19 protein-coding genes and 1 tRNA gene are annotated in these 19,453 nt (G+C 71.4%); 9 read left to right on the plus strand and 11 right to left on the minus strand.

Going from position 1 to position 19,453, the window contains the following annotated elements; all coding sequences use genetic code 11:
• The first annotated feature begins 102 nt into the window (after nt 1–102).
• Nucleotides 103–336, plus strand: coding sequence for a helix-turn-helix domain-containing protein (locus tag C6Y14_RS32895; RefSeq protein WP_107020531.1), 234 nt, complete (start codon nt 103–105; stop codon nt 334–336).
• 78 nt (nt 337–414) lie between these two features.
• On the plus strand, nt 415–1,683 hold the full coding sequence (locus tag C6Y14_RS32900) for a tyrosine-type recombinase/integrase (protein WP_107020532.1): 1,269 nt from the start codon (nt 415–417) through the stop codon (nt 1,681–1,683).
• Nucleotides 1,684–1,746: 63 nt separating this feature from the next.
• Here the strand turns inward: C6Y14_RS32900 and C6Y14_RS32905 are convergent, their stop codons facing one another.
• From C6Y14_RS32905 to C6Y14_RS32930, 5 genes are all read right to left on the minus strand, one after another.
• The gene (locus C6Y14_RS32905) at nt 1,747–2,568 is read right to left on the minus strand and encodes a hypothetical protein (RefSeq protein WP_159074352.1); all 822 of its coding nucleotides are present in this window, start codon (nt 2,566–2,568) and stop codon (nt 1,747–1,749) included.
• A gap of 120 nt (nt 2,569–2,688) precedes the next feature.
• Nucleotides 2,689–2,773, minus strand: a tRNA-Ser gene (locus tag C6Y14_RS32910).
• Nucleotides 2,774–2,816: 43 nt separating this feature from the next.
• Nucleotides 2,817–3,248, minus strand: a complete 432-nt coding sequence (gene tadA, locus C6Y14_RS32915) for a tRNA adenosine(34) deaminase TadA (RefSeq protein WP_107020534.1) — start codon at nt 3,246–3,248, stop codon at nt 2,817–2,819.
• Nucleotides 3,249–3,376: 128 nt separating this feature from the next.
• Nucleotides 3,377–3,931 (minus strand): tRNA adenosine deaminase-associated protein, encoded by a 555-nt coding sequence (locus C6Y14_RS32920; protein ID WP_107020535.1) that lies wholly within the window; start codon nt 3,929–3,931, stop codon nt 3,377–3,379.
• A gap of 1,331 nt (nt 3,932–5,262) precedes the next feature.
• The gene (locus C6Y14_RS32930) at nt 5,263–5,445 is read right to left on the minus strand and encodes a hypothetical protein (protein WP_107020608.1); all 183 of its coding nucleotides are present in this window, start codon (nt 5,443–5,445) and stop codon (nt 5,263–5,265) included.
• A gap of 152 nt (nt 5,446–5,597) precedes the next feature.
• Between C6Y14_RS32930 and upp the strand changes: the two genes are divergently transcribed.
• Complete coding sequence (gene upp, locus C6Y14_RS32935) at nt 5,598–6,233, plus strand: uracil phosphoribosyltransferase (protein ID WP_107020537.1); 636 nt, start codon at nt 5,598–5,600, stop codon at nt 6,231–6,233.
• Between the two features lie 60 nt (nt 6,234–6,293).
• On the opposite strand, the gene C6Y14_RS32940 is transcribed toward upp, so the two are convergent.
• Both C6Y14_RS32940 and C6Y14_RS32945 read right to left on the minus strand, forming a co-directional pair.
• Nucleotides 6,294–6,932: a LytR C-terminal domain-containing protein gene (locus C6Y14_RS32940; protein ID WP_225891390.1), complete on the minus strand. Its 639-nt coding sequence runs from the start codon at nt 6,930–6,932 to the stop codon at nt 6,294–6,296.
• Nucleotides 6,933–7,073: 141 nt separating this feature from the next.
• Entirely contained in the window at nt 7,074–7,370 is a 297-nt protein-coding gene (locus C6Y14_RS32945) for a type II toxin-antitoxin system VapB family antitoxin (RefSeq protein ID WP_003999914.1), read from the minus strand.
• A gap of 173 nt (nt 7,371–7,543) precedes the next feature.
• On the opposite strand from C6Y14_RS32945, the gene C6Y14_RS32950 reads away from it, so the two are divergent.
• A complete protein-coding gene (locus tag C6Y14_RS32950) occupies nt 7,544–9,292 on the plus strand; it encodes a helicase HerA-like domain-containing protein (protein ID WP_107020539.1) in 1,749 nt (582 codons plus the stop codon).
• A 377-nt stretch (nt 9,293–9,669) separates the two neighbouring features.
• On the opposite strand, the gene C6Y14_RS32955 is transcribed toward C6Y14_RS32950, so the two are convergent.
• Entirely contained in the window at nt 9,670–10,152 is a 483-nt protein-coding gene (locus C6Y14_RS32955; RefSeq protein WP_107020540.1) for a hypothetical protein, read from the minus strand.
• 8 nt (nt 10,153–10,160) lie between these two features.
• On the opposite strand from C6Y14_RS32955, the gene C6Y14_RS44285 reads away from it, so the two are divergent.
• On the plus strand, nt 10,161–10,319 hold the full coding sequence (locus tag C6Y14_RS44285) for a hypothetical protein (protein WP_159074353.1): 159 nt from the start codon (nt 10,161–10,163) through the stop codon (nt 10,317–10,319).
• Between the two features lie 185 nt (nt 10,320–10,504).
• Here the strand turns inward: C6Y14_RS44285 and C6Y14_RS32960 are convergent, their stop codons facing one another.
• The 3 genes from C6Y14_RS32960 to C6Y14_RS32970 form a co-directional block, all read right to left on the minus strand.
• Entirely contained in the window at nt 10,505–11,176 is a 672-nt protein-coding gene (locus C6Y14_RS32960; protein ID WP_107020541.1) for an HdeD family acid-resistance protein, read from the minus strand.
• A gap of 82 nt (nt 11,177–11,258) precedes the next feature.
• Entirely contained in the window at nt 11,259–11,969 is a 711-nt protein-coding gene (locus C6Y14_RS32965) for an HhH-GPD-type base excision DNA repair protein (protein WP_107020542.1), read from the minus strand.
• Between the two features lie 24 nt (nt 11,970–11,993).
• A complete protein-coding gene (locus C6Y14_RS32970) occupies nt 11,994–12,806 on the minus strand; it encodes a siderophore-interacting protein (RefSeq protein WP_107020543.1) in 813 nt (270 codons plus the stop codon).
• Nucleotides 12,807–12,889: 83 nt separating this feature from the next.
• On the opposite strand from C6Y14_RS32970, the gene C6Y14_RS32975 reads away from it, so the two are divergent.
• From C6Y14_RS32975 to C6Y14_RS32990, 4 genes are all read left to right on the plus strand, one after another.
• Entirely contained in the window at nt 12,890–15,826 is a 2,937-nt protein-coding gene (locus C6Y14_RS32975; RefSeq protein WP_107020544.1) for a GNAT family N-acetyltransferase, read from the plus strand.
• Between the two features lies 1 nt (nt 15,827).
• On the plus strand, nt 15,828–16,307 hold the full coding sequence (locus C6Y14_RS32980) for a cupin domain-containing protein (RefSeq protein ID WP_107020609.1): 480 nt from the start codon (nt 15,828–15,830) through the stop codon (nt 16,305–16,307).
• Between the two features lie 23 nt (nt 16,308–16,330).
• On the plus strand, nt 16,331–17,170 hold the full coding sequence (locus C6Y14_RS32985; protein ID WP_199854947.1) for an SDR family NAD(P)-dependent oxidoreductase: 840 nt from the start codon (nt 16,331–16,333) through the stop codon (nt 17,168–17,170).
• Between the two features lie 183 nt (nt 17,171–17,353).
• Nucleotides 17,354–19,414, plus strand: a complete 2,061-nt coding sequence (locus C6Y14_RS32990; RefSeq protein WP_225891391.1) for a copper resistance CopC/CopD family protein — start codon at nt 17,354–17,356, stop codon at nt 19,412–19,414.
• The last annotated feature ends 39 nt before the right edge of the window (nt 19,415–19,453 follow it).

Here is a 19,453-nt window from a genome sequence, read left to right on the forward strand (position 1 = left end):
AAAACCCGCCGCTGACCTGCGATGTAGCGGCGTAGCGGATGTAGCGGACTTCTCAGGAGGGGGTCAGGACCCCCGACAGACTCCCTTGAAGGAGACCTTTCGATGAGCATCGCTGCTGTCGACATCGCACCGCTCGCTGAGGCTGGTGACCTGGCCCCGGTTCTCCTGACCGTCGAAGAGGCCGCCCGCTGCCTCCGCGTCGGTCGCACCACCTGCTTCGCGCTCATCCGCACTGGAGAGCTGGAGTCCCTGACCATCGGTGGACTCCGGCGCGTCCCCGCCGACGCTCCGGCCGCCTACCTCGCACGTCGCCGCGCTGAGCAGCGCGCTGCCTGATCGCCTCACACCGGGACGCCACCTCGCCGCGAGGTGGCGTCCCGGGTTGTTTCCACACCAACTTGAAGGAGTCCGCCCGTGGCGGAGGACAAGAAGCGCACCCGGCAGCCCAACGGCCGGTCGTCCATCTACCAGAGCAAAGACGGCAAGTGGCACGGTCGCGTGACCGTCGGCATCCGTGACGACGGCAGGCCGGACCGCCGACACGTCGAACGCAAGACCCGCGCCGAAGTGACGTCCGCCGTGCGGGAGCTGGAGAAGCAGCGCGATAGCGGAACCATGCGCAAGGCGGGTCGGGCCTGGACCGTGGAGGCGTGGCTGACGCATTGGGTCGACACCATCGCGCCGCTCGCGGTCAACGAGAACACGATGGTCGGATACGGCGTTGCCGTGCGGAAGCACTTGATCCCTGCTCTCGGGGCCCATCGTCTCGACAAGCTTGGACCCGAGCACATCGAGCGTTTCTACGGGCGAATGCAGGCGGATGGCCGTCGTGCCGGCACGATTCACCAGATCCATCGCACCTTCCGTACCTCGCTCAATGAGGCGGTCCGGCGTGGCCACCTCGCGATGAACCCCGTGCGGCTCGCCAAGGCACCGCGTCTACGGGAAGAGGAGGTGGAGCCGTACACCGTCGAAGAGGTACAGAGCCTCTTGCGTGCGGCTGACAACCGCCGGAACTCCGCGCGATGGGCTGTGGCGCTCTCTCTTGGACTCAGGCAGGGGGAAGCGCTCGGACTCAAGTGGGCTGATGTGGATCTGTCACGGGGCGTATTGATGGTCCGTCGGAGCCGCCGCCGACCGCGCTACGCCCACGGATGCGGCGACACCTGCGGAAGGAAAGCCGGGTACTGCCCCCAGAGGCAGCGAACCAATCCGGAGACGGCCGATACGAAGTCTCGCGCGGGCCGACGGGCGGTCGGGCTGCCCTCACAGCTTGTGGACCTGTTGCGGACGCACCGGAGCAAGCAGGAGGCCGAACGCGCGGCGGCTGGCGACGACTGGACGGAACAAGGCTGGCTCTTCGCGACGACGACCGGACGGGGCACCTCGCCCCGCACGGACTACGACGACTGGAAGGAGCTTCTCGACGACGCCAAGGTCCGAGATGGCCGGTTGCACGACGCCCGCCACACTGCCGCCACGGTCCTGCTGATCCTCGGAGTCTCCGAGCGGGCGGTCATGGGACTCATGGGTTGGTCGACCACGGCCATGGCCGCGCGGTACCAACACATGGTGGACACGGTTCGGAACGAGGTTGCCGAACGCGTCGACGGACTCATCTGGAAGTCGCCCGGAGACCGACCGGACGACGGTGACGCCGAGGCGCTCGTACCAGCCAACTGACAGGAACGGGGTGGCCGGTGATTGGCCACCCCGTGTTCATTGGCGGTGTCTATCCACGCAGAGTTACCGCCGCCCGTCTGACTGCTGTATATCGGACCCATCAGGCATTGGATCGGAGGGTCCGCTGATCATCGCCTGTACAAGGATGCTCAAGATCTCTGCCCTGCGCTCTTCGCTCAATCCGGCATCAGTCACCAGCCGCTCTGCTGCGAGGTATCGGGAGAACTCCAAAGGCTGATCGAAGTAGGCCCGTAGATGCCCCGCCGCCGCTTCCTGGGACCTGATGAATGTCCGGCTCACATAGCCAGCCAGCGCAGCAGCGACGGTTCCGAGACCACCTGCGACGACACTGCCAGCCACGGTGCTGGCATTCAATGCAATGGTTACGAAGCCGAGGAGCAGGACGAACCCGAGCCCCATGGCGATCTGTGCGCTGAGGAAAGATCGCTTCGCCTGGCCGAGGGCAATGCCGTGGTAGTGGTCGAGGCGGCGATGTGTTACAACCCACAACTCAGAGAGCGTCAGGCGGGCTTGCCTCTGATCCAGGTCTCTGTTGACTCTGGTGTCGAGAGAGCCATCGGCCTCTTGGTCGGAGCTGGCGGGAGCGGAAGCTGAGCCTCGCAAGGCTTCTTCCAAGTCTTGCTCGGCTTCACGAACACGTTCACGGCTCTCTGAACGTCGCGGGTCGCTCAAAGCCATGAACATCGCCGCTGCTAGGCCGAAGCACAGAACGCCCCCCACCGCCGCGAGCACCCAGTCGCTGGTAGTTGGGGAGCCATCCAGGGTGTCGTACCTCAGGGCCACGAACCACGCGCCAGTGAAACCGATGCCCGGGATCCATCGAAGAATCTGGTTGGGCCGAACGCGGGGTTCTCTGTCTGCCATGAGTGGTCAGCATGGTAAATCGACGGAGGCGTGTCCACAGAGATGGGCAACTGAGACGGGAACTGAGACGGAATGTAGATGAGGGGCCCGGTCCAGTGGACCGGGCCCCTCATCTACCTGCGGTAGCGGAGGGATTTGAACCCTCGGTGACTTGCGCCACACTCGCTTTCGAGGCGAGCTCCTTCGGCCGCTCGGACACGCTACCGAGAGAGATCCTAGCCCAAGATGGGCCGTGCTCGGAAATCGGTTCAGCGGCTCCTGAAGAACTCCGTGAGCAGCCGGGCGCACTCCTCGTCGAGCACTCCGGCGATCACTTCGGGCCGGTGGTTGAGCCGGCGGTCCCGTACGACGTCCCAGAGGGAGCCGGCCGCGCCCGCCTTCTCGTCCCGGGCGCCGTAGACGACCCGGTCCACACGGGACTGGACGAGCGCTCCGGCGCACATCGTGCACGGTTCGAGGGTGACGACGAGCGTGCAGCCGGTGAGCCGCCACTCCCCGGTCCTCGCGGCGGCCCGGCGGATCGCCAGCACCTCGGCGTGGGCGGTCGGGTCACCGGCCGCCTCACGCTCGTTGTGCCCGGTGGCGAGCACCGTCGTGCCGTCCGGGGCCAGCACCACGGCGCCGACGGGTACGTCCCCGCCGCGGCCCGCGAGTCCGGCCTGCTCCAGGGCGAGCCGCATCGCGGGCCGCCAGGGATCGCGTACGGGATCTTCTACGGATACGGCCTCGGATACGGGGACTGGTACAGGTACGGGAACCGGTACGGGACCGTCGGCGGGGTCCTGTTCCTCCTGCGTGTTCGACGGAGTCAGCGGACGGTCTCCAGGACCTCTGCCGCTCCGAGGACCTCGGCGATCTCGCCGAGTGCGTCGGTGCTGTCCAGGGCCAGCAACTCCTTCTCGCTCACACCGAGATCGGTGAGGACCTCGCGGTCTCCGATGGGTCCGGACGGCACGGTCTCACCCTTGGAGGTGGTGCCGACGTCGTCCTCTTCGTCGTCGTCGGTCTCGTCCTCGGGTTCACCGTCCTCCGTGCCGTCGAGGTCGAGGGAGTCCAGGTCGGCGACATCGTCGTCGCCGGGCTCCCGTCCGAGCAGTTCGTCCGTGAGCAGGATCTCGCCGTACGAACTGCGGGCCGCGGCCGCGCCGTCCGAGACGTAGATGCGAGGGTCCTCCTCGCCGTCCACGCGGACGACTCCGAACCACGCGTCCTCCTGCTCGATGAAGACGAGCACCGTGTCGTCGTCGACCGAGGCTTCGCGGGCCAGGTCGGCTAGATCCGACAGGGTCTCCACATCGTCGAGCTCTGTGTCGCTCGCTTCCCACCCGTCTTCGGTGCGCGCGAGCAGTGCGGCGAAGTACACCGTGACTCTCCCACTGGTCCTAGGCGTGCCGGTTGGGGATCCCCCCGGCGGAGGTTGTGGGCGGGGGGTACGTGCTCCGAGCCCCGCCCACTCGGAATCGTGGCAGAAACAGAGCGTTCAGGAGAGGTCTTCGGCTCGCTGTGTCCCGGTCGCGTTCCCACGCCCGGTCGCGTGGCGCGTGCGTCACGCCGCCGCATGGCCTCACCTGGGCGCCCGGCGCCCACCGACAGCGGGATCGTACGCCGCCGCACCCCGGCTTCGTACGCGCCTGCCCGACCGCTGCCCGGCGGGTCGCACGGCGATGCCCCTACGGACGGCTCGGCGAACGGCCCCGGGGCTGGTCGGACGCACTCAACCGACCATCCGGGCCCGCGCGTCCCGGGTCCTGCGCGCATCCGGGCCCGCGCGCCCTGGGTCCTGCGCGCATCCGGGCTCGTCCGTCCCGGCTCCTGCGGGCAGTCGGGCCTGCCCGCGCCGGGTTCTGCGCGCAGTCGGGCCTGCCCGCGCCGGGTCCTGCGGGTAGTCAGGTCTGCCCGTCCCGGGGCCTGCGGGCAGTCGGGCCATGCGCTCCGACGCCAGCGGCTCGCCCGCCGACGGGCTCCCACCCGGCCCGCCGCCCGGCCGGCCCGCCGCCGGGTCTGCCTGCCACCCGGCGGGCTGCGGGTGGTGGGGCGTGCGTCTGGTTTGCGCGGCGCGCGTCGCGGCGAGGGCTGTCGGCGGTGGGGCGTCCGGCCTGTCCGTCACCCCGGCGACGGCTGCCAACGGTGGGGCATCCGCCCGGCTTGCGCGGCGCGCGGCGGTTGCTGCCGGTGGCGGGCACTCGCCCCTGCCGCCGCATTGCGGTGTCGCCAGCCAGCCTGTGGCCGCACGCCGACGGGCATCCACTTGCGGCTACCGGCGGTGCCTGACCGCACCTCCGTTGGTCGGCGCTTGAGCTTCCGGCCCACGGCGGCGGGCCGAGTGGCGTCCGGGCGATGGCTGCCCACCGGGCGGAATCGCGGGCTGTGGCTGCCGACCAGGCCGGCGCTGGCCCGCGGCTGCCCGCAGTGCGGCGCGCTTGTGTCTGCTGGCCGTGCGAGGGCCCGCACGCCGTTGATCGGCGCTGTAAGCGGGTCTCGGGCGGCGGCCGTACCGGCGTTCAGCCCGAGCGGGTCAGCGGTGGGCTCCCGGGCCTGCGGCTGTCGGCCGTGCCGGTGGCCGGTCCGTGGCTGCCCCGGTGTGCGCATCCGGTTCGCGGTGGTGGGCCGTGGCGGTGCGTCGGGTGCGGGGGCGTCGGGTGCGGGGGCGTCGAGGTGGCGCTGTCGGCCGCGGGGTCGTCATGGCGGTCGGGACTACCAGCGGAACGTGCGCATGCGCATCGCGTGGCGCAGGCGGGCCGTTTTCGCTCGGCGCGGCTGCACCCTGTCGCGCAGCTCGCGTGCCTCCGTGAGTTCTCGCAGGAACTGGGCCCTGCGCCTGCGGCGCTGCGCGTCGCTCTCCAGGTCTTCCCGGTTCTGTCGCTCCGGGTCCGGCATCGGCAACACCCCCAGTTCGGTCACTCCCACTTTCCCCCCGACGGGCGGTTTGATGCCAGCGGAGGTTTGCGCGGTGGCATCGGCGAAGTGTTCCCGACCCAGGTGGCGACGGGCGACGGGCGCCCTGGACGGGCCCGGATACCCTGGGGGACATGCGTCTCCACGTCGTCGACCACCCCCTGGTCGCTCATAAGCTCACCACGCTGCGCGACCGCCGCACCGACTCCCCGACCTTCCGCCGGCTCGCCGACGAGCTGGTCACCCTGCTCGCCTACGAGGCCACGCGGGACGTGCGCACCGAACAGGTCGACATCGAGACCCCGGTGTCCGCCACCACGGGCGTCAAGCTGTCCTACCCGCGCCCCCTGGTCGTACCGATCCTGCGAGCCGGCCTCGGCATGCTCGACGGCATGGTGCGTCTGCTGCCGACCGCCGAGGTGGGTTTCCTCGGCATGATCCGCGACGAGGAGACGCTCCAGGCGTCCACATACGCGACCCGTATGCCGGAGGACCTCTCCGGGCGCCAGGTGTACGTCCTGGACCCGATGCTGGCCACGGGCGGCACCCTCGTCGCGGCGATCCAGGAGCTGATCAAGCGCGGCGCGGACGACGTGACGGCCGTGGTCCTGCTCGCCGCCCCCGAGGGCGTCGAGGTCATGGAGCGTGACCTCGCGGGCGCCCCCGTCACGGTCGTGACCGCGTCGGTCGACGAGCGCCTGAACGAGCACGGCTACATCGTCCCGGGCCTGGGCGACGCGGGCGACCGTATGTACGGCGCGGCCGAATAACCGGCCCGACCGGACCGCCTTCTGTGACGGTCCTTGTCGGTCCTCCGCAGCAGCTCTTCCTCAGCAGTCCTTCTTCGTGGAGGGCGCCGGTTCGGGCCTGGCCAGTGCGGTCAGTGCCTTGTCGGCGTCCTCTTTCGTCGTCAGGGCCTTATAGGCCTTGCCGAGGATCAGGTCGACCTCCGCGGGCCTGGCCCGGGTGTCGGTCTTCAGCTCGGCGCCGGCGAGCTGGGTCGCGAGGACGGGCAGGGCCGCGTCGGCGGCAGCCTTCGCGCCGAGCACGATGCCGGGCCCGTCGACCTTCTTGTCGTACGCCTTGGTCGCGTTGCCCACCTCGCCGATCTTGAAGCCGCGCTTCTTCAGCGCGTCCGCGGTGTCCTTGGCGAGGCCCTTGCGGGCCGTGGCGTTGAGGACGTTCACGGTGATCCGGCCGGGCTCGGGCAGGGCCTTGACCGGCTTCGCGGAAGGCGAAGGGGACGTCTTGCAGCCCGGTGCCGATCCCGCCGCGGACGCCTTGTCGCCGCCGCCCGTGAAGACGTCGATGAGCTGCAGGGTTCCCCAGCCGGCCAGTCCGAGTGCGGTGACGGAGGCGGCGACCGCGAGCACGATCCTGCGGCGCCCCCGGTTTCTGCGCATCCGTGGGTACTTGTCCCCCGTGATCCGGTACTGGCCGCCCATGCCAGGGGGAGTGAGCATGCTCATGGGCGCAGCGTAGTGCGCCGAAGCGACGATGCCTACTAGATGATCATTGACCGGGGCTCAGTCCAACCCAAAAGGGCCAACCCGGGCAGGCGTCACCCGCCCAGGGGTGGACCGGTCCGGGCGAAGGGAGGAACGAGGAACTCAGTCCAGTTCGAGGACGCGGGCGTGGAGCACCTGGCGCTGCTGGAGCGCGGCGCGGACGGCGCGGTGCAGGCCGTCCTCCAGGTACAGGTCGCCCTGCCACTTCACGACGTGTGCGAAGAGGTCGCCGTAGAACGTGGAGTCCTCGGCGAGCAGCGTTTCCAAGTCGAGCTGGCCCTTGGTCGTCACCAACTGATCGAGGCGGACCGGGCGCGGCGCGACATCCGCCCACTGCCGGGTGCTTTCCCGGCCGTGGTCGGGGTACGGCCGTCCGTTTCCGATGCGCTTGAAGATCACACGGAAAGCCTACCGGCCAAGAGCTTCCGGGCGCAGCCATGGCGCCGGAGTGCGACGCTGGAAATGACGTCGTAAATATGGGCAAACCGGTAATTCTCCCAGATCACCCGTTCATGATCCGTTAGGAAACGGCCCGAGAACGGTCTCGGGAAACCCGGAAACAGGGGCCTGAAATGACTAACAGTGAAGCACGGCGGGTCCGGAACCCCGGTACGGCCGGGACTTTCGAAACGGATACGGCCGGGACTTCTGAAACCGGTACGGCCGCGGCACCCGCCGCCCCGAGCGACACCCCCTCCCTCCCGCCCCTTCCGCCCCAAGCCCTGGAGATCGTCTCCGGGTACGCCTTTCCGGGGGCCGCGCTCGATCTGGGGGCTCTGCTGTGGGACGGGCGGTGTCTGCCGGACGCGCAGATCCGGATCCCGCTGGGGATGCTGAACCGGCACGGCCTGGTGGCCGGTGCCACCGGTACCGGCAAGACCAAGACCCTGCAGCTCGTCGCCGAGCAGTTGTCGGCGCAGGGCGTGCCGGTCTTCCTCGCGGATGTGAAGGGTGACGTCTCCGGGATCTCGGCGCCCGGCCAGGAGAACGACAAGGTGCGGACGCGGGCCTCGGAGGTCCGCCAGGAGTGGACGCCGGCCGGTTACCCCTGCGAGTTCTACGCCCTCGGAGGTATGGGCCACGGCATCCCCGTACGCGCCACCGTCACGAGTTTCGGCCCGGTCCTGCTGTCCAAGGTGCTCCGGCTGAACCAGACGCAGGAGCAGTCGCTCGGCCTGATCTTCCATTACGCCGACCAGAAGGGGCTGGAGCTGGTCGACCTGAAGGACCTGCGGGCCGTGGTCACCTTTCTCACCTCCGACGAGGGCAAGCCCGAGCTGAAGGGCATCGGCGGACTCTCCACGGCCACGGCCGGCGTGATCCTGCGCTCGCTGACCGCGTTCGAGGCGCAGGGGATGAGCCCGTTCTTCGGGGAACCGGAGTTCGACACGAACGAGCTGCTGAAGGTGGCGGCGGACGGCCGGGGCACGGTCTCGGTCCTGGAACTGCCCGCCGTGCAGGACAAACCGCAGCTCTTCTCGACGTTCCTGATGTGGCTCCTCGCCGACCTCTTCCACGACCTCCCCGAGGTCGGTGACCTCGACAAACCGAAACTCGTCTTCTTCTTCGACGAGGCGCATCTGCTCTTCAACGACGCGTCGAGGGCCTTCCTCGACGCCATCACGCAGACCGTCCGGCTGATTCGCTCGAAAGGGGTCGGCATCTTCTTCGTCACGCAGACCCCCAAGGACGTACCCGGGGACGTCCTCGCCCAGCTGGGCAACCGTGTGCAGCACGCGCTGCGCGCCTTCACCCCCGACGACCAGAAGGCGCTCAAGGCCACGGTGAAGACGTTCCCGGACTCCCCGTACGACCTGGAGGAGGTCCTCACCGCCCTCGGCACGGGGGAGGCCGTCGTCACCGTCCTCAGCGAGAAGGGCGCGCCGACGCCGGTCGCGGCGACGCGGCTGCGGGCGCCGGAGTCCCTGATGGGTCCGGTGGACCCGGCCGTCCTCGACCGGGCGGTCGAGCAGTCGCCGCTGCACACGCGCTACGCCCTCGCGGTCGACCGCGAATCGGCGTACGAGAAGCTCCGGGCCGCGGAGGCGGGTACGTCCGCGCAGCCGGACGCGGGTACGCCGACGAAGACGGACCGTGAGACGGACGCGAAGCCGGAGACGGGCGCGAAGCCGGAGAAGGATGCGAAGCCGGAGAAGGGTGCGGGTGGAGGCCGTGCTGCCCGTAAGACCGAGGAGGGCCCCTCCGTCGTCCAGCAGGTCGTCGGCAGCGGCGTCTTCAAGTCGCTGGCCCGCAGCCTGGGTACGCAGATCGGGCGCGAGATCACCCGATCGGTCTTCGGTACGGCCCGGCGCAGGCGGTAGCCGGTACCCGTAGCCAGAACCGCCTCTGCGGCGGCGGGGACGGCGGCGGGGAAGGGGGCGGGCCAGCCGTGGCCCGCCCCGCGGTCGGTTCACCCGACCCTGTCCGTCGATTCAGTCGCGCTCGCCGTTCCGGAACGGGACCTGCTCCGAAGCCGAGGCCGACGACGGTGAGGGCGTCGGCTTCACTTTCGGGCTCGGGCTCGGGCTAGGGCTCGGGTTTGGTGCGGCCCGGCGGGATTCAGGAGGCGGCTTCGGAGCGTTGCGGAGGGATTCGGCGCGTACCAGGGCGCGCAGGATCGCGTACGGGTCCATCGGCATGGAGAGAGTCCTCTCGTGCTGCTGGGAAAGGGGGAGCGGTCCGGTCGAAGCCGGGCTCCTCAGCAGCGGAGGACCATGCAGCGCAGGGCGCGCGGGGCGGGGGCGTGATGGAGGGCGCGGACCCGCGACCGGGGATGCGCGCCGGTGGCGGTTGGGCGGTGCGCGGACCGCCCCGCAGGGTGCCGGCGCACCGGGGGACGGTGGCCGTGACGGGCGGCCGACCGGAAAGCGGTGTCCAGGACGTCGTGGGGGTGTTCGAGACCGGGCTCGGTGGAGACGGCGGCGGGCGGGGCCGTACGGATCCCGCCGTGCCCGCCCGCCGAACCGGCCGCGCACACGGCACACAGCGCGCACAGCAGCGAGGCGAGCAGCACGAGGAGCCGCTGCCGGGCGACCCGGCGCGGAGCACGCGGGACGAACCGGCCGGGACCCGGGTCGGGACCCCGGTCAGGACTCCGGTCAGGACCCCGGTCAAGACCCACGTGGGCCCCCGGGTCGGGACTCCCGTCGGCACTCCGGGCGAGGCTCCGGTCGAGGCTCATGAGAGGTCATGTCCCCGGTCGGAGGGCCCGGTGCATCGGCCGCACCACCAGAACCGCTCGCTTGGCGTAGAGCGGCGCGTCCGGACCTGGGCTTCGACCTGGACCTGGACCTGGGCTGGGACCCGGGCCTCGGCTCGGACCCGTGCCCGGACCTGGGCTCGGGCTAGGACCAGGGCCTCGGCTCGGACCCGGGCTCGGACCTGGGCTCCGACCCGGACCCGGACCCGGACCCGGACCCGGGCTCGGACCCGGACCTCGGCTCGGACCCGGGCTCGGGCTAGGAGCAGGGACTCCGCTCCGGCCCGGGCCCGGGCCCGGGACGACCCGGCCCCGTACGACTCCACCACCCCGCTCAGAGCGCGCGCGGTACGGCCAGGGCCCGTTTGCGCATCTGGAACGACGTGATGATCTCCGTGATGCCGAGGGCCAGCAGCCAGGCGCCGCCGACGACGGTGAGGACGGCCACCGACTTGAAGGGGGAGACGATCAGGACGACCCCGGCGAGGAAGCTGAGGATCCCCAGGAGGACCTGCCAGCCCCGGGCGGGCACGGACGGGTCGGACGCGGCGGCCAGCGTGTGCGTGACACCGCGGAACAGCCAGCCGATGCCGATCCACAGCCCGAGCAGCAGGATCGACTGCATCGCGCCGCGGAAGCAGAACAGGCCCAGCAGGATCGACAGCGCTCCGCTGATGAACGCCATCACCCGCAGGGAGGTCGCCTTGTGCGTACCGAAGGCGGAGGCCAGCTGGAGCACGCCGCTGAAGAGCAGATAGAGCCCGAAGAGCACGCCCGCCGCGAGCAGCGTCGCCTTCGGCCACACCAGCATCATGATGCCGAGCGCGAGCGCGGCGATCCCGGCGGCCAGTACGGCCTGCCAGGCGGTGCGGGAGAGCAGGAAGAGGGGACCTTCGAGTTGCTCCGGTTCGTGGAGATCGCCGGTCCGGCGCGGGTCGCGGGCCGCGTGGGCCCGCCGGTCGTCGTATTCAGGGCCCCAGGGGCCGCCACTCGGTACCTCGGCCATGCCTCATGCTCGGCCGGGCCCGGGGCCCCTGCCACTCGTGACACCCGAACGACTGAACGCGGCGGCACGCCCCCGGCGAACCTCAGCTGCCGGAAGCCTTCGCCGCCTTGGTGGTCTTGGCCGCCTTCGTGGTCTTCCCGGTCCTCGCCGCCTTCGCGGTCGTCTCGGCCGCCGCCTTCGCCGCCGCCTTCATCTCCTGCTTGTGCGCCCGCACCTTCGTCAGCGACTCGGGGCCGGTGATGTCCGCGACCGAGCGGAAGGAGTCGGCCTCACCGTAGGGACCGGCGGCCTCGCGCCAGCCCTTCGGGCGTACGCCCAGCTGCTTGCCCAGCAGGGCGAGGAAGATCTGCGCCTTCTGGGTGCCGAAGCCGGGCAGCTCCTTGAGCCGCCGCAACAGCTCCGCCCCCGAGTCCGCGCTCGTACCCGTCCCCGCGCCCTCCCAGACCTTCGCCGCGTCCCCGTCGTAGTGCTCCACGAGGTACTGGCACAGCTGCTGGATCCGCTTGGCCATGGAGCCCGGGTAGCGGTGCACGGCCGGTTTCGTGGACAGCAGGGCCGCGAAGGCCTCCGGCTCGTACGCCGCGATCTCGTGCGCGTCGAGATCGTGCGCGTCGCGATCGTGCACGTCGAGATCGTCCCCGCCGAGCCGCCGCGCGATCGTGTACGGGCCCGCGAACGCCCATTCCATCGGGACCTGTTGGTCGAGCAGCATGCCGACGAGCGCGGCGAGCGGGCTGCGCCCGAGGAGTTCGTCGGCCTCGGGCTGCTGGGCGAGATGCAGGGTGACGTCCATGCCTCGATCATCGCGCGTGCGGGTTCAGGCCGCTCGCCAGTACCCCAGCGCGTTCACCCGCTGCTTCGGCAGGGCCAGTTCCTTGCGGAAGTACGCGGCCAGCGAGCGGGTCGTCGCCGTGTCGCAGGCGATCCAGACGTACGGGTCGGCGGTCTCCTTGAGCAGTTCCGGCACGGCCGCCCGCACCTGTGCCACCAGATGGGCGCCCCGGTCGAGCCGGGGGACCGTACGCAGGTCGTGGCGGGCCGGGTCCACCCGCAGGGGCAGACCGTCCATGCCTCGGACGTCCCCGCCCGCGCCGCTCCCCGCGCTTCCGCCGCTCCCGCCGATCCCGCCGCTCACGGAGGTTCCAGCGGTCCCTGCGGTCTCGAACCAGATCGTCGCGGGCGCCGTACCCACCGCTGCCAGCAGGGAGTTGAGAGCGGGGAGCGAGGCGGGGTCGGCGATCGCCAGCACCCGGGACGGGGCCGGGTCCGGGTCGGTGAAGCCGGTGCCCTGGACCGTGGCCTCGATGGTGTCCCCGGCCTTCGCGGCCCGCGCCCAGTCGCTCGCGCATCCCTCGTGCAGTGCGAACTCCAGGCTGAAGGTGCCCGCGGCCGGGTCGGGGTCCACGAGGGTGTACGCCCGCTGGTGTGGTTTGCCCGCGTTGTCGAACCACAGCCGCACCCACATCGTCGGGTGCACCCCGGTCGCCGCGAGCATGCCGCCGTCGGAGAGGTGCAGCCGGCGGTAGTGCTCGGTGACGTCCTCCGTGCCCAGGACGGTGAACGTGAAGTCCTTGCCCCGGAACAGCCTGAGGACCGCGCCCTCCCAGCCGTGTCCCTGCCCCTGCCCCATGACGTTTTCACCCTTCGCGTACGATTCCGGCACACCTTACTTAGGTGAGCCTAACCTAATCTCGAACTGAGGGGAGACGCAGAGTGACTGCCGAGATCTACCGCGATGCCTGGGGCGTCCCGCACCTGCGCGCGGACGACGTGCTCGAACTGGCCCGCGTCCAGGGGCTCGCCACGGCCCACGACCGTGCCTGGCAGATCGAGGTCGAGCGGCACAGGGCCCGTGGCACCTCGGCCGCGTTCCTCGGCGCGGACGCGCTCGCCTGGGACCGGTTCGCGAGACAGGCCCTGCTCGACGACACCGCGAGACGCTGCTTCACGGCCCTGGAGAGACGGGACCCCGAGACGGCCGCCTGGGTGCGGGCGTACGTCGACGGGGTCAACCAGGGCCTGCCCGAAGGGGTCCGCCGCGCACCCGAGTTCGGGACCGTCGGGCTCGTTCCGGGCCGGTGGGAACCGTGGACCCCGCTGGGCGTCTGGCTGGCCACGCACATCCTGTTCGCCGGGTTCCCGGCCAAACTGTGGCGCGAGGAGGTCGTACGCCGTCTCGGTCCGGACGCCGTCGCCCTGTTCGCCACCGACGGACCGGGCACCTCCGGCAGCAACGGCTGGCTCGTCACCGGCGAGCGCACCGCCACCGGGCTGCCGGTCATCGCGGGCGACCCCCACCGTTACATCGAGGCGCCGGGTGTCTATCAGCAAGTCCGGCTTGCCTGTCCGGAGTTCGACGTCGTGGGCCTGGCCGTACCGGGCGTCCCCGGCATCGCCCACTTCGGCCACACCGGCACAGTGGCCTGGGCGATCACCAACGCGATGGCCGACTACCAGGACCTGTACCGGGAGCGGCTCCGGCGGTCGGGCGACGGCGATGGAACCGGGCGGCCGGGAGCGGGACAACTGGTCGAGGCGCTCGGCCCGGACGGGGCCTGGCACCCCGCCACCCACCGCACAGAACGGATCGAGGTGGCCGGCGCCGACCCGGTGGAGGTGGAGGTGATCGAGACCGACCGCGGCCCGGTCATCATCGATGGCGATGGCGATGGCGATGGCGATGGCGATGGCGATGGCGATGCGGACGCCAACGCCGACGCCGACGGTGGCCGGGGTGAAAACGCAACCGGCGACGCCATCAGCCTCCGCCACCCGCCCCGCGTCTCCGAAGACCTCGGCTTCAGCGCCCTCCTCCCCCTCCTCCGCGCCCGCCGGGTCGCCGACGTCGACCGCGCCCTCGACGACTGGGCCGAGCCCGTCAACGTCGTCCAGGCGGCCGACACCGAGGGCGGCCTGCTCCACCGCGTCGCGGGCCGGGTACCGGTACGCGACCCCCTGAACGGCACCCGGATCGTCCCGGCCTGGGAACCGGCCCACGAGTGGCACGGCTGGTACGCCCCCATGCCCCGCGGGACGGTCGACGACGGCATCGCGGTCATGGCCAACCAGCGCGGCCCCGCCACCCCTCTCGGCGTCGAGTTCGCGCCACCGCACCGTGCCGTCCGCCTGCGCGCCCTCCTCGACGTGCGGAAGGACTGGAAGGCCGCCGACATGGCCGCCCTCCACATGGACACCCACCTCGCCTCCGCGGCCCCGCTGCTGAACCACCTCGCCGCCCTCGAAGACCTCAGCCCCGAAGCCGCCGCCCTGCGCGGCCAACTCCTGCGCTGGGACCGCCACATGGCCGCCGACAGCACGGCGGCGGCCGGCTACGCGGCGGTCCGCAGCGCCGTCGTACGCCGTCTCGCCGCCCACCCCGCCCTGGCACCCCTCACCGAACTCCCGCCCTACCCCGAGGTGTTCCGCCCCTGGCTCGCGCTCCTCCCCCGGGTCGCCTTCGCCCTCGAAAACCTCCTCACCGCGGAGAAGCTGTACGGGATCGACCGCGCCGAGATCGTCAGGGCGGCCGTGGAGGAGGTGGCCGGGGCCCCGCCGAAGGGTGTGTGGGGCGACACCCACCGCCTCGCTCCCTGGCGGGCGCTGCCGGACCCCGCGTACGACGAGAGTGACGGGAGTGACGGGAGTGAGCCGGGGCTCTCCGGCGATCACGACTGCGTGCTGTGCACCTCGGCCGTGCCGGGTCTCACCGACCGGGCCGCGCGCGGCCCCGCCGCCCGCTATGTGTGGGACCTGGCACGGCGTGAGGACAGCCTCTGGGTGGTGCCGTTCGGCGCGTCGGGCGTACCGGGTTCACCGCACCACCGCGACCAGCTCCCCCTGTGGCTCGGCGGAGAACTGGCCCCCGTGACCACCGACTGGAACCAACTCCGCCCGGACCGGCCGAGCAACGAGAACAAGAACGACAAGAACGACGACAAGAACGAGAACGAGGACAACGCACGCATGACGTCGTACACGACCACGACCACGACCACGAGCGCGACCACGGGCGCGACCCCGCCCCTGCATGACCGCGCGGCCGTCCACAAGGAGGTCGTCGAAGGTCTCGGTACCGTCCGTATCGTGCCCGTGGACGAGGACGCCGACCTGGACGTGCTGCATCCCTGGGTGACGGCCGAACGGGCCCGTTTCTGGGGCATGGGCGGTTTCACCAGGGAGCAGGTGCTGGAGACGTACCGGCATCTCGGTTCGCTCGACACGCACCACGCGTTCCTCGCCGTCCTGGACGGCGAACCGGCCGCGCTCTTCCAGACGTACGAACCGCAGGCCGACCGGGTCAGCGAGTGCTACGAGGTGCAGCCCGGCGACATCGGTGTCCACCTGCTGATCGGCCCGGCACCCGGGGGCGTCGGCCGGCCCGGCCACAGCACCGCCCTGCTCAGGGCCTTCACCACCTACGTCCTGCGGGTTCTCGACCGGCCGCGGGTCGTGGTCGAGCCCGACCTCCGCAACGAGAAGGCGATCACCCGGCTGATCCGCCAGGGCTTCGTGCTCGGCCCGCCGGTCGTGCTGCCGGAGATCGACCTCCCGGAGGTGTACCTGCCCGAGAAGAAGGCCCGTCTGGCTTTCCTCGTGAGGGACGGCGCGTCGGCGGCTTCCGGTGGGGCATGGTCGGGGAGTGGCCGATGACATCACTCCCGAAGCCCTAGCCGCGCACTACGAACTGGAGCCCATCCCCAGGGAGGGCGGCCTCTTCCGCCGTACCTGGGCGGGTCCCGAACGCCCCGACGGACGGCCCGAGGGCTCCGCGATAGTGGCCCTCCTGACCTCGCGGCCCGGCGACTTCTCCGCCCTGCACCGCCTCCCGGCCGACGAGACCTGGCACTTCTATCTGGGGGACCCGCTGGAACTGCTGCTCCTCGCCCCCGACGGCACGTCCCGTACGGTCCTGCTCGGCCCGGACGTCCTCGGCGGCCAGCACATCCAGTTCACCGTGCCCGCGCGCACCTGGATGGGCGCGCGGGTCGCCGCGGACGGCGCCTGGTCGTTCTTCGGCTGCACGATGGCCCCCGGCTTCACGTACGAGGGGTACGAGCATGGGGACGGAACCGAACTCGCCGCCCGCTACCCGGCACAGGCGGCGCGGATCACCGCGCTGAGCCGCCCGTGACGGGCGCGCGTGGTGAGAGTGGCGTGAGTGGTGCGAGCGGCGGGCTGCTCGAAGGCCAGGTGGCGCTGATCACCGGCGCCTCGGGCGGCCTCGGGCGGGGGATCGCGCTCCGGTTCGCGGCGGCGGGCGCGGCCGTGGCCGTCCACTTCCGTACGAACGCGCGGGCGGCGGACGAAGTCGTCACCCGCATCGCGGACTCGGGCGGCCGAGCGGTGGCCCTGCGGGCCGATCTGACCGTGGAGTCCGAGTGCCACCGGGTGGTGCGCGAGGCCGCGGACTGGGGAGGCGGCGCACTGACGGCCCTGGTCAACAACGCGGGCGTCCAACCGGTCCGGGAACTGCCCGGCATGACGCTGGCGGACTGGCGGGCGGTGGCCGACGCCAACGTGTCGAGCGTGTTCGCGTGCACGCAGGCCGCCGCCGAACTGATGCGGGACGCGAGAGACGCGAGAGATATGAGAGATGTGAGAGACGCGAGAGATGCAGGGGACGATGCCGGTGGACGTGTGCGCAGCATCACCCACATCGCGTCCATCGAGGCCACGCACCCCGCCCCGCACCACGCCCACTACTCCGCGTCGAAGGCGTCCGTCGTCATGCACGCGCGCTCGGCGGCCCTGGAGTACGGTCCCTACGGAATCCGCGTGAACACCGTCTCCCCGGGACTCATCGACCGCGAGGGCCTCGCACAGGCCTGGCCGGAGGGCGTACGACGCTGGCAGCAGGCGGTACCCACCGGGAGGCTGGGGCGCCCGGAGGACGTGGGCGACGCCTGCGTGTTCCTCGCCTCGCCGATGGCCTCCTGGATCACCGGGCACGACCTGGTCGTGGACGGGGGTGTCTCGGCGCGGCCGACGTGGTGAAGGGGCTAGCGGGTCGGTCGGACGGGTCGGACGGGTCGGACGGGTCGAACGGTGAGCGGGTTGAACAACGTGCCGCGTACATCCGTACTCCCGCAGAGGTCACTTCCGCAGAGGCCACGGACGAACGCGCGACGAGCACGAGAAGCAGCACGGAAAGCAGCACGGAAAGCAGGGAGAGCCGACGTGGGCCGAGTGCGCCGTACACACCGGGCCGCGGCCCTCGTCAGCCTGCTGGGCACGTTGTTGCTGCTCCTGCTGGGCGGCGCGACCCCCGCGTCCGCCCACTCGGCCGTGCGGGACACCGACCCCCGTGAAGGGTCCGTCGTCCAGACCGCGCCGCGCGAGGTCACCATGACCTTCACCGAGTCGGTCGGCATCACCGACGACTCCTTGCGCGTCCTCAGCCCCGAGAACCGCCGGGTCAACGCCGGCGACACGGAACACGTCCCCGGCAGCTCCGACAAGGTCCGCGTGCGGCTCCGCGACGACCTGCCCGACGGTACGTTCACGGTCGCGTGGCGCGTGGTCTCGGCGGACAGCCACCCCATCTCCGGCGCCTTCACCTTCTCCATCGGCGAGCCCTCCGCGACGACTGCCTCCATCTCCGCCGAGCCGGCCGTGAACCCCGCCTCGGGCGCCCTCTACGACATCGCCCGCTATGCCGCGTACGCCGCCGTCGCGCTGCTCATCGGCGTGGCCGTCTTCGTCCTGGCCTGCCGCCCGCCGAGCACCCAGCCGCTGCGCGGGCTCGTGCGCGCCGGCTGGTGGACCCTCCTCGGCACCACGGTCGTCCTCGTCTTCCTGCGTGGCCCGTACGAACGCGGTACCGGCCCGTCGACCCTCCTGGACCCGGCCCTCATCGAGAACACCCTGACGAGCAGGCCCGGCTGGGCACTGCTCGCCCGGCTCACGCTGCTGGCGGGGGTGGCGGTCTTCCTCGTACGGACGGAGGGGGCACTGCGGCGGTCCGGGGCCGGGGCCGGGGCAAGAGCAGGAGCAGGAGCAGGGGCGGGGGCGGGGGCGGGGGCCGAGGGACTCGCACCGACCCCGACCCCGACCCCGACCCCGACCCCGGTATCGGCATCGGCATCGGCACCGACGCCGGCCGTTCTCGCGGTCGGGGGGTTCCTGGCGCTGGCCCTCGCGGGCACGTGGGCCGTCGCCGAGCACGCGTCCGCGGGCATCCAGGTGCCCCTGGCGATGACGTCCACCATGCTGCACCTGCTGGCGATGGCGGTCTGGCTCGGGGGTCTCGGCGCCCTGCTCACCGCGCTGCACCGTTCCGAGATCCCGCTCCCGGCGGCGGTCGTGCACCGTTTCTCGCGGCTGGCGTTCGCCTCGGTCACGGTCCTGGTGCTGACCGGCGTCTACCAGTCGTGGCGCGGACTCGGCTCCGTCGACGCGGTGTTCGGCACGTCGTACGGGCGGATCCTGGTCGCGAAGGTGTGCGCGGTGGTGGTGCTGCTGGCCGCGGCGGCCTTCTCGCGCCGCTGGACGGCCCGGTTGACGGAGGTGACCCGACCGTCGAAGGAGCGGGTGCCGGAGATGGCCGTGTCCGGGGCAGTATCAGGGTCGGTATCCGGGTCCGGGGCGGTGTCCGTGTCCGGCCCGATGTCGGACCCGGCGTCGGACCCGACTCCGGGCTCGACGCCGAGTTCGACGCCGAGTCGGACGTCGAGCCCGGTGGCCGACGACCCCTCGCCGACGCCCTCCTCGCCCTCCCCCTCGCCGTCCGGCGGCTCCGGTCACCGCGCCCTGCGCCGCTCGGTTCTCGCCGAGGTGGTCGTGGGGGTGGCGGTGCTGGTGATCACGACGGTGCTGACCGGCACCCAGCCCGGCCGGGCCGAACTGGAGACGGCCGCGGCGGCCGAGTCCACCGCGAACGCCGCCGGGGGCGGCCCGACCGCGTCCACGACCCTGATCCCCTTCGACGTCGGCACCCCGGGCGGCCACGGCAAGGTGCAGATCGTCCTGGAGCCGGGCCGTGTCGGCGAGAACACGGTCGAGGCGGTCGTCATCGGCCCGGACGGAGGCATCGCCACCGTTCCCGAGATCAAGCTCTCCTTCACCCTCAAGGCCCAGAAGATCGGCCCCATCGACGCCCGGCTCACCGACCAGGGCGGCTACTGGGGGACCCGGTCCCTCAACCTGCCCCTGGCCGGCACCTGGACGATGAAGGTCACCGTCCGTACGTCGGACATCGACCAGGTGTCGGAGACCCGGCAGGTGAAGATCGCCCGCTGACCTGCGGAGACGGCCGGAGGGTCGGAGGGTCGGAGGGCC

Source organism: Streptomyces dioscori (assembly GCF_003024195.1).
Lineage (GTDB): Bacteria > Actinomycetota > Actinomycetes > Streptomycetales > Streptomycetaceae > Streptomyces > Streptomyces dioscori.